This window comes from Streptomyces sp. NPDC004561 (genome assembly GCF_053602155.1).
The window spans coordinates 1-7,667 of record NZ_JBSGDB010000423.1 but is presented as its reverse complement, the minus strand read 5'-3'; the positions used below and the strand labels follow the sequence as shown (position 1 = coordinate 7,667).

At 73.0% G+C, this 7,667-nt stretch carries 8 protein-coding genes and 1 pseudogene; 6 read left to right on the top strand and 3 right to left on the bottom strand.

Annotated features, from left to right (window positions below):
* From ACWEN3_RS36410 to ACWEN3_RS36400, 3 genes are all read left to right on the top strand, one after another.
* Positions 1 to 863: FUSC family protein (locus tag ACWEN3_RS36410; protein WP_452979981.1), on the top strand; the 863-nt coding region annotated here is incomplete at its 5' end.
* Positions 864 to 1,060: 197 nt separating this feature from the next.
* A complete protein-coding gene (locus tag ACWEN3_RS36405) occupies positions 1,061 to 1,729 on the top strand; it encodes a DUF899 domain-containing protein (RefSeq protein WP_452979978.1) in 669 nt (222 codons plus the stop codon).
* Positions 1,730 to 1,902: 173 nt separating this feature from the next.
* Positions 1,903 to 2,079 (top strand): hypothetical protein, encoded by a 177-nt coding sequence (locus tag ACWEN3_RS36400; protein WP_452979977.1) that lies wholly within the window; start codon positions 1,903 to 1,905, stop codon positions 2,077 to 2,079.
* Between the two features lie 148 nt (positions 2,080 to 2,227).
* Here ACWEN3_RS36400 and ACWEN3_RS36395 read toward each other — a convergent pair whose 3' ends face one another.
* Together ACWEN3_RS36395 and ACWEN3_RS36390 are read right to left on the bottom strand one after the other, a co-directional pair.
* Entirely contained in the window at positions 2,228 to 2,620 is a 393-nt protein-coding gene (locus ACWEN3_RS36395) for a hypothetical protein (protein ID WP_452979984.1), read from the bottom strand.
* Between the two features lie 650 nt (positions 2,621 to 3,270).
* Positions 3,271 to 3,951: pseudogene (locus ACWEN3_RS36390) on the bottom strand (ATP-binding protein); the annotation flags it as partial.
* 190 nt (positions 3,952 to 4,141) lie between these two features.
* Between ACWEN3_RS36390 and ACWEN3_RS36385 the strand changes: the two are divergent.
* The 3 genes from ACWEN3_RS36385 to ACWEN3_RS36375 all read left to right on the top strand — a co-directional run bounded on the left by ACWEN3_RS36385 (position 4,142) and on the right by ACWEN3_RS36375 (position 6,154).
* A complete protein-coding gene (locus ACWEN3_RS36385; protein ID WP_452979975.1) occupies positions 4,142 to 5,002 on the top strand; it encodes a helix-turn-helix domain-containing protein in 861 nt (286 codons plus the stop codon).
* Positions 5,003 to 5,257: a DUF397 domain-containing protein gene (locus tag ACWEN3_RS36380; protein WP_452979972.1), complete on the top strand. Its 255-nt coding sequence runs from the start codon at positions 5,003 to 5,005 to the stop codon at positions 5,255 to 5,257.
* Positions 5,258 to 5,344: 87 nt separating this feature from the next.
* Positions 5,345 to 6,154, top strand: coding sequence for an SAM-dependent methyltransferase (locus ACWEN3_RS36375; protein WP_452979970.1), 810 nt, complete (start codon positions 5,345 to 5,347; stop codon positions 6,152 to 6,154).
* Positions 6,155 to 6,416: 262 nt separating this feature from the next.
* Here ACWEN3_RS36375 and ACWEN3_RS36370 read toward each other — a convergent pair.
* On the bottom strand, positions 6,417 to 7,667 hold a 1,251-nt coding region (locus ACWEN3_RS36370; protein WP_452979967.1), incomplete at its 5' end, for an aminotransferase-like domain-containing protein.

Below are 7,667 nucleotides of genomic sequence, written 5' to 3'. Positions count from 1 at the left end.
GGAGCGTGCGGGAGGCGCTCGGGGCCGCGCTCGGCAGTGGCGGACGCGAGTACGGGCTGCGGGTCGCCCTCTGCTTCGGCGCCGGCGCCGCCATCGCCCAGGCCCTGCACCACGCCCGCTGGTACGGCCACCACCAGCACTGGTACTGGCTGCCCGCCACCGTCGTGTTCCTCGTCAAGCCCGACCTCGGGCCGCTCGCCTCCCGGGTGCTGTGCCGGGCCGCCGGGACCGTCCTGGGCGCCCTGGTGTTCGCCGGTCTCGCCGCGCTGCTGCCGAGGCCCGCGGAGCTGATCGCCGTGGTGGCGGTGTGCGGCGCGCTCGTCCCGGTCGCCACCCGCCATTTCGCCGCCCTGACCGCCGTGATCACCGTCCTGGTGCTCGCCCTGGTCATGGTCGGCGGGGAACCGCAGGCCTCCGTCAGCCGGATCGGCGAGACGCTGCTGGCCTGCGCGCTCGTGCTCGTCGTCGGGCATCTGCCGATCACGGGGAAGCGCGGCGGCGGGGTACGCGCCCGGCTGGCGGCGGCCGGCAGCGCCGCGCACGCCTATCTCGCGCACGTGCTCGGCGAGTCCGGCGACCGCGCCGAGCGGTGGCTGCTGCGCCGGGAGGCCTACCGCACGCTCGCCGAGGCCCGTACCGCCATCGCGCTCGCCGCCGCCGAACTGCCCGCCCTCGCCCGGCACACCGCGGGTACGGACGCCGTCGCCGACGTCCTGGAACGGCTCGTGGACACCACCACCGCCTGCGCCGTGCACCTCGACGACACCGGACGCCTCACCCCGCATCACGTCCGGCAACTGGAGGAGGCGCTCACCGAGCTGGACCCGACCGGCGCCCAAGTGCCGCTGCCCGCCGCCGCGTAGCAGCCCGGGCCGGGTTCGCCGAGCCGCCTGCACCAGCGTCGCCCATCCACCTTGCGGGCCGGGCACTCCGTCCGAAGGGGGGCGCCCCCCTGTCGAAGCCGGCCGGAAGGTCGACCGAAAAGAATCTCCGCGCACAGCGATGAGTTCCGTATTCGACATCGGTCACCACCCGAGCCGACCGTCGGACAGGAGGGCCCATGTCGCTTCCCGAGATCGTCTCGCGCGAGAAGTGGCGCGCGGCGCGCGAGGAGTTGCTGCGCAAGGAGGAGGCGGTCAGACGGGCCCGCGCGGCGCTGGGCGCCGAACGGCGGCGGCTGCCCATGGTCGAGGTCGACCCGGAGTACGTCTTCGAGGGCGGCGACGGCAAGGCCACCCTCCTCGACCTCTTCGAGGGGCGGGCCCAGCTCGTCGTCCACCACTTCATGTTCGCCCCGGAGTGGGAGACCGGCTGCCCCTGCTGCTCCGCCTTCCTCGACCAGGTCGGCCACCTCGCCCACCTGCGCGCGCGGAACACCGCGTTCGCCGCCGTCTCCCGGGCGCCGTTCACCCGGATCCTGCCGTTCAAGGCGCGGATGGGCTGGGCGGTGCCCTGGTACTCGTCGAGCCACGGCGACTTCAACCGGGACTTCGAGGCGACGGTGGAGCCGGCCGGCGAGCGGGGCGGTGAGCCGGACGGGGGACCGGTCGAACGGCCGGGCCTCAGCTGCTTCCTGCGCGACCACGACCGGGTCTTCCACACCTACTCGGTGTACGACGACGGGCTCGACGGCCTCGGCGCCACGGCCGGTCTCCTCGACCTGACCGCCCTCGGCCGCAGCCCCGCCGGCAGCGAACGGCTCCGCCTCCACGACGAGTACGAAGCCTGACACGATCAGCTCGCATCCCGACACGGAGGGTGCGGTTCGTGTCACAACGTGAACGGACACTCACGGTCCGCGCCGAACCGGTGTCGACAATGTCTCAGTCATGTCACTGAGCGAGGCGTTTTCCCTCTCCAGAGCGTTAACTCCAGCAAGAACGACGTGTCTGGAGGTGCGAGATGGTGAACGGGCGAACGGTGCTCGGGCGCTTTCCCGCCGGTGGTCCGCGGGGATCCTGGCCCGCGGAGGAGTTCGCGCACGCGCGGCGTCAGGAAGGCCTGCCCGCCGAGGTCGTCATGGACCTCGCGACGGACACGTTCCTGGTGATCGTGCGCGGGGGCGAAGCGGCCGAGTGACGCGGCCGGGACCGGCCTGGTGGGCTCGGGCCGCCCGGATCCGGCACGCGTGAGGTGAACCGCCCCGGCTGCGGCGCGTATTGCGGGCAGCTCATGTGAAGTGCGGGGAATCTTCCGAACAGTGCCCTCGACCGGCGGCGCGCGGCGACTACGCCGACACGGCCCTCGACCAGTCCGGGGTCGTCCCCGTCACCCGGCACAGGGCCAGATACAGGGGGATCGGCGGGGTGTACGGGACCGTTCCCCGCGGCCGGTGGATGAGCCGGGCCGTACCGGTGATCAGGGCTCCAGGGGCGTAGTGGGCCGGGGACGGCCAGGGCAGGGCGTAGTCGGAGTCCGACGGGACGATCCACCACCAGCGGGCGCCGTCGGTGTAGACACAGCCGAGTCGCGGCAACAGCGGTACGACGACCGGCCCGAGGCGTGCGGGCACGGCCACGGCGTCACAGCCCAGGGGGACCGTCATGCCGTCCGGCACCTGGAGCCTCCGGGCGGGTTCCGCGGCCGGGTGCCGGCGTTGCAGACGCACCAGGGTGTCCAGCCCGAGGGACCGTTCGGGGCCGGCGCCGACGGGTCCTGCGGCGCCGCGCGGACCGGAGCCGGTGGCGTGGTGGCCGTTCGAGTCCGCGCCGCGGCCGGAGCCGCCGACACCGTTTCGCCCGGAACCCGCCGTGCCGGTCACGGCCGCTCCCAGCCGCGCCGCTGCTCCGGGGCCCGGTGCAGCGGCTGCTCCACGGGCCTGTACCTCTGCGGCTCGACCGATCCGTACGAACGCTGTTCCGGCACCCCGAACCAGCGAGGCTCCGCCGCGCCGTACCGGTGCGGCTCGGGTGCCCGAGACAGGGGCTGTTCTGGTGCTTCGCGCCGGTGCTGCTCGGCCGCGCGGTGGTGACCGGGAGTCTCGTGCGTGCGCTGTTCGGGTGCCTGGTGCCAGAGCTGTTCGGGTGCTTCGCGCCGCTGCTGTTCCGGCGTCCGGTGCGAGGGCCGGTCGAGCGCCTCGTACGGGGGCTGTTCGGGGCCCTGGCGCATGGGCTGTTCTGCTGCCTCGCGCCGGTGCGCAGGCTCGCCGGATGCCTCGTGCGGGAGGTGGCCCGGCGCCTGGTGCGGGGACCGCTCGGGTGACCTCCGCAGAGGCCGGTCCAAAGGTGTGGGCTGCTCAGGGGCCCCCTGCGGCGACCGGCCCGGAGGTGTGGGCCGGTGCTGTTCGGGGGCCCCGCCGCGGGCCTCGGCCGGTTCGTCGTCGCCGGAGTCGTCCGACTGGCCCGGCTTGGGGCGGGCGCCCCAGCCGAGGTCGTCGCGCGGCTCGGCGTCATCGGCCGGGTCTGCCTGGCGGGCCAGCTCCGCCCAGACCAGCAGCCCAGGGCCGTGCTCCTGGGCACCCCAGGCCCGGCACAGCGCGTCGACGAGAAGCAACCCCCTCCCGTGCTCCTCGTCAGGTCGCTGCGGAGACGGGTGGGATTCACCGGGAGCACAGCCCTCGTCGCGCACGGCTATGCGCACCATGTCGTCGTGGTCGTGCAACTCGCACACGACGCGACTGCTCGCGGTGTGCACGATCGCGTTGGTGACCAGCTCGGACATGACCAGAGCCGCACTGTCGCACGTGTCCGCGCACACCGACCAGCCGGTCAGCCGGGTCTGCGTCAGGCGTCGGGCCTGGGCGACGGAACCGGGATGTGCGGCCAGTTCGAAGCGGAACCGGCGCTCGGCAGCCCCTTCCTGAGGAGCTGCTGCCTCCCCCGAACTCGAACGCGTTCGAGCGGGGGGACCCCCATCGGCGCCGAGACCGGGACGGTCAGCGGCGGCGTCTGTTCCTAAGGGCGCGGACGGAATCACGCCTGCCACTATCTCCCCGCCATGGACACTTGGCAAGTGTCACTCTGAAAATTGCAGAGTGCTGTGTGACTCGGTCAGAGGCCGTGGCACACTGCTCGCAACAGCACGTAGAGCGGCGCCAATTGGGACCATCAGAGATCCGACCCGGTCTTCGAATGAGTCTTCGAACGGCGCCGCAGGGCTGTCGGGATTCCCTTGTGTGAAGGCTTTCGGTGGAGGTGGGAACGTGAGCGAACCGCGGTCCGCGCCGACGGTGGGCCAGGTGGTCCTCGGCCGGCGCCTGCTGGATCTGCGGGAGCGCGCCGGGCTGAAGCGCGAGGACGCCGCCCGCGTCCTGCGTGTCGCCCCCGCCACCGTCCGCCGTATGGAGATGGCCGAGGTCGCCCTCAAGATCCCGTATCTGCAACTGCTGCTGAAGGCCTACGGTGTCCCCGACGACGAGGCCGAACTCTTCGTCCAGCTGGCCGAAGAGGCCAACCTGCCCGGCTGGTGGCAGAGGTTCCACGACATCCTGCCCGGCTGGTTCTCCATGTACGTCAGCCTGGAGGGCGCGGCCGGTCTCATCCGCTCCTACGAACCGCACTTCGTCCCCGGCCTGCTCCAGACCGAGGACTACGCGCGCGGGGTGCTCAGGTCCGGTGCCATCGGACAGACGAGCCCGGACGACATCGAGGGGCACGTCGCGCTGCGCATGCAACGCCAGACACTGCTGACCCGTCCCGACGCCCCGCGTTTCTGGGCGGTGATGGACGAGACCGTCCTGCGCCGCCCGGTCGGCGGCCCGGAGGTGATGCGCGCGCAGATCGACAAGTTGCTTGAGGCCACGAAGCTTCCGAACGTGACGCTCCAGGTCGCCCCGTTCGTCAACGGGCCGCACCCGGGGACGTACGGGCCCTTCGTGCTGTTCCGGTTCACCATGCCGGAACTGCCGGACATGGTCTACAGCGAGTACCTGACCGGCGCGGTCTACCTCGACGCGCGCGCCGAGGTGGCGACCCACCTCGAGGTCATGGACCGCATGGCGGCGCAGGCCGCTACGGCACAACGCACGAAGGAGATCCTCCGGGATCTCCGCAAGGAGCTGTGAATGGATCGCATCGAGCCCCGCGGTCGTGTCTACAACGGCATGCCCGCGCGGGAGTTGGGCAGCGAGGGGTGGCACAAGCCCTGGAGCGGCGGCAACGGCGGTAACTGCCTGGAGGCGATGAAGCTGGCGGACGGCCGGATCGCCGTGCGCCAGTCGACCGACCCGGACGGGCCGGCACTGATCTACACCATGGACGAGATGACCGCGTTCATCGAGGGCGCCAAGGCGGGGGAGGCCGACTTCCTGCTCTCCTGACCTGCGCCATGTGTTGTTACTTGCTCAACCTCCTTATTGTGATGCCGACTTGTTCATCCAACGCGCCAGACGCCTACGGAGTTCCGCATGACAGGGCAGGACCCGACGATCGTCGGGATCGACACCAGCAAGCCGCATCCCGCGCGGATGTACGACTGGTATCTCGGCGGCAAGGACAACTACCCCGTCGACGAGGCGATGGGCCGGCAGATGCTGGCCCTCGAGCCCCGGGTGCCGGTGATGGCCCGGGTCAACCGCGCCTTCATGCACCGCGCCACCCACTGGCTGGCCCAGCAGGGCGTACGGCAGTTTCTGGACGTCGGCACCGGCATCCCCACCGAGCCGAACCTGCACCAGGTCGCCCAGCGGATCGCGCCCGACGCCCGGGTCGTCTACTGCGACAACGACCCGATCGTGCTGGCCCACGCGGCGGCCCTGCTGCGCAGCACGCCGCAGGGCGCGACCGAGTACCTGCAGGCCGATGTGCGCGACCCGGACGCGATCATCGCCGGCGCCCGGCAGGTCCTGGACCTGGACCGGCCGGTCGCCCTCTCCCTGATCGCCCTGCTGCACTTCGTCCCCGACGAGGACGGCGCGCACGAACTCGTCGGCCGCCTGCTGTCCGAACTGCCCTCCGGCAGCCACCTGATGATGACCCACGCGACGGCCGACTTCACCCCCGAGGAGTCCGCGGCCGCCACCGAGAAGCTCAAGGCGGCCGGCGTCACCCTCGCCCTGCGCTCCCGCGAGGAGTTCACCCGCTTCTTCGACGGCCTCGACCTCGTCGAGCCCGGCGTCGAGATCGTGCACCGCTGGCGCCCCGAGCTGGGCGAACCGGTGCCGGGCCAGGACGACGGCGTGATCCCCGGGTACGCGGCGGTGGCCCGCAAGCGGTAGGCCGGGCGCCGAAATTCGGCTGCGCCGCCGCGCGCCCGGCGCCTACGGTGACCGTGGTTCAGGTGCGCAGGCGGCGGATACTTCCGTCGCAAGTCGTCGCTACCCCCCGATCGGCCGGGCCCGCCCCGGCCGACCGGTACTGCCGGTCGCCGCCCCAGGGTCGCCCCCGGCACGCGAAGGTTTACGTCACCGCCGCCGACCCGGATCTCTGAACCACGGCTTCTCTGCGGCCACGGGGGTGGCGACAGCCGCTCGCCACCTGTCACTCCGGCGGCAGCACCCCGCACAGCGCCTCCACCGCTGCCCCGTACGCGTGTTCGGCGGGGGCCGCGTACCCCACCACCAGGCCGTCGTCCGGCGTCGTCGCCGTATCCGGATGCCGGAACGCGGCGAGGCCGTCGAGGGCGATGCCCTCCCATGCGGCGGCCTTCACCGCCGACCGCTCGCTGCCGGGCGGCAGCCGCAGCACCGCGTGCAGTCCGGCCGCGATGCCCGTCACCTCGATGTGCGGCGCGTGCGCGGCCAGCGCGGCGACGAGCCGGTCACGCCGGCGCCGGTACCGCTGCCGCATCCGCCGCACATGACGGTCGTACGACCCCGAGACCACGAAGTCCGCGAGCGCGAGCTGGTCCGGGACGCTCGCCCAGCCCTCCCGCTCGCCCTTCGCCGCGAGCACGGGCTCCACATACCGCTCCGGCAGGACCATCCAGCCCAGCCGCAGCGCCGGTGACAGGCTCTTGCTGACCGACCCGACGTGGATCACGCGTTCCGGATCGAGGCCCTGGAGCGCGCCGACGGGCCTGCGGTCGTACCGGAACTCGCCGTCGTAGTCGTCCTCGACGACCACCGCCCCGCGCGCCCGCGCCCAGTCGATCACGGCCGCCCGTCGCTCCGGGTGCAGCGGGCCACCGGTCGGGAACTGGTGCGCGGGCGTGAGCAGCACGGCCCGTTCCCGCCCGAGCGCGTCCACCCGCGCGCCGTGCCCGTCCACCGGGAGCGGCACCGTTCGTACGCCGGCCGCCGCGAGCAGCTCCCGGTGGAAGCCGAGCCCGTACGCCTCCACGCCCAGCGGGCCCCGCAGCACCCCACCGTCACTCTGCCCGCCACCCTGACCGCTCCGCCCGGCCGGCCCGCTCCGGCCGAACAGCAGCCGCAGCGCGTGCGCGAAGCCGGAGCAGACGACGATCCGGTCCGGGTCGGTCCGCACGCCACGCGCGCGTGCCAGATATTCCGTCAGCGCCTCCCGCAGCTCCCGTCGCCCGGCGGGATCGCCCGGCCCGAACGCCTCGCTCGGCGCCGCCTGGAGCGCCCGCCGGTACGAGGCCGCCCAGGCCGCCCGCGGGAACGCGGACCCGTCCGGCACGCCCTGCCGCAGATCGTGCCGGGGCCCACCGGCGAGCTGCGGTGCCTTCACGGGCGTCCGTGCGGCGTGCGGCAACGGTTCCGCCCGGTCCGCGACCCGGGTGCCCGAGCCCTGCCGGGCGGTCAGCCAGCCCTCGGCGACCAGCTCGGC

Bases quoted from the DNA above. Each gene is read 5' to 3' on its own strand.
- ACWEN3_RS36380 (WP_452979972.1), top strand. From the start codon at position 5,003: ATGGATCGCATCGAGCCCCGCGGTCGTGTCTACAACGGCATGCCCGCG.
- ACWEN3_RS36375 (WP_452979970.1), top strand. From the start codon at position 5,345: ATGACAGGGCAGGACCCGACGATCGTCGGGATCGACACCAGCAAGCCG.
- ACWEN3_RS36400 (WP_452979977.1), top strand. From the start codon at position 1,903: ATGGTGAACGGGCGAACGGTGCTCGGGCGCTTTCCCGCCGGTGGTCCG.
- ACWEN3_RS36405 (WP_452979978.1), top strand. From the start codon at position 1,061: ATGTCGCTTCCCGAGATCGTCTCGCGCGAGAAGTGGCGCGCGGCGCGC.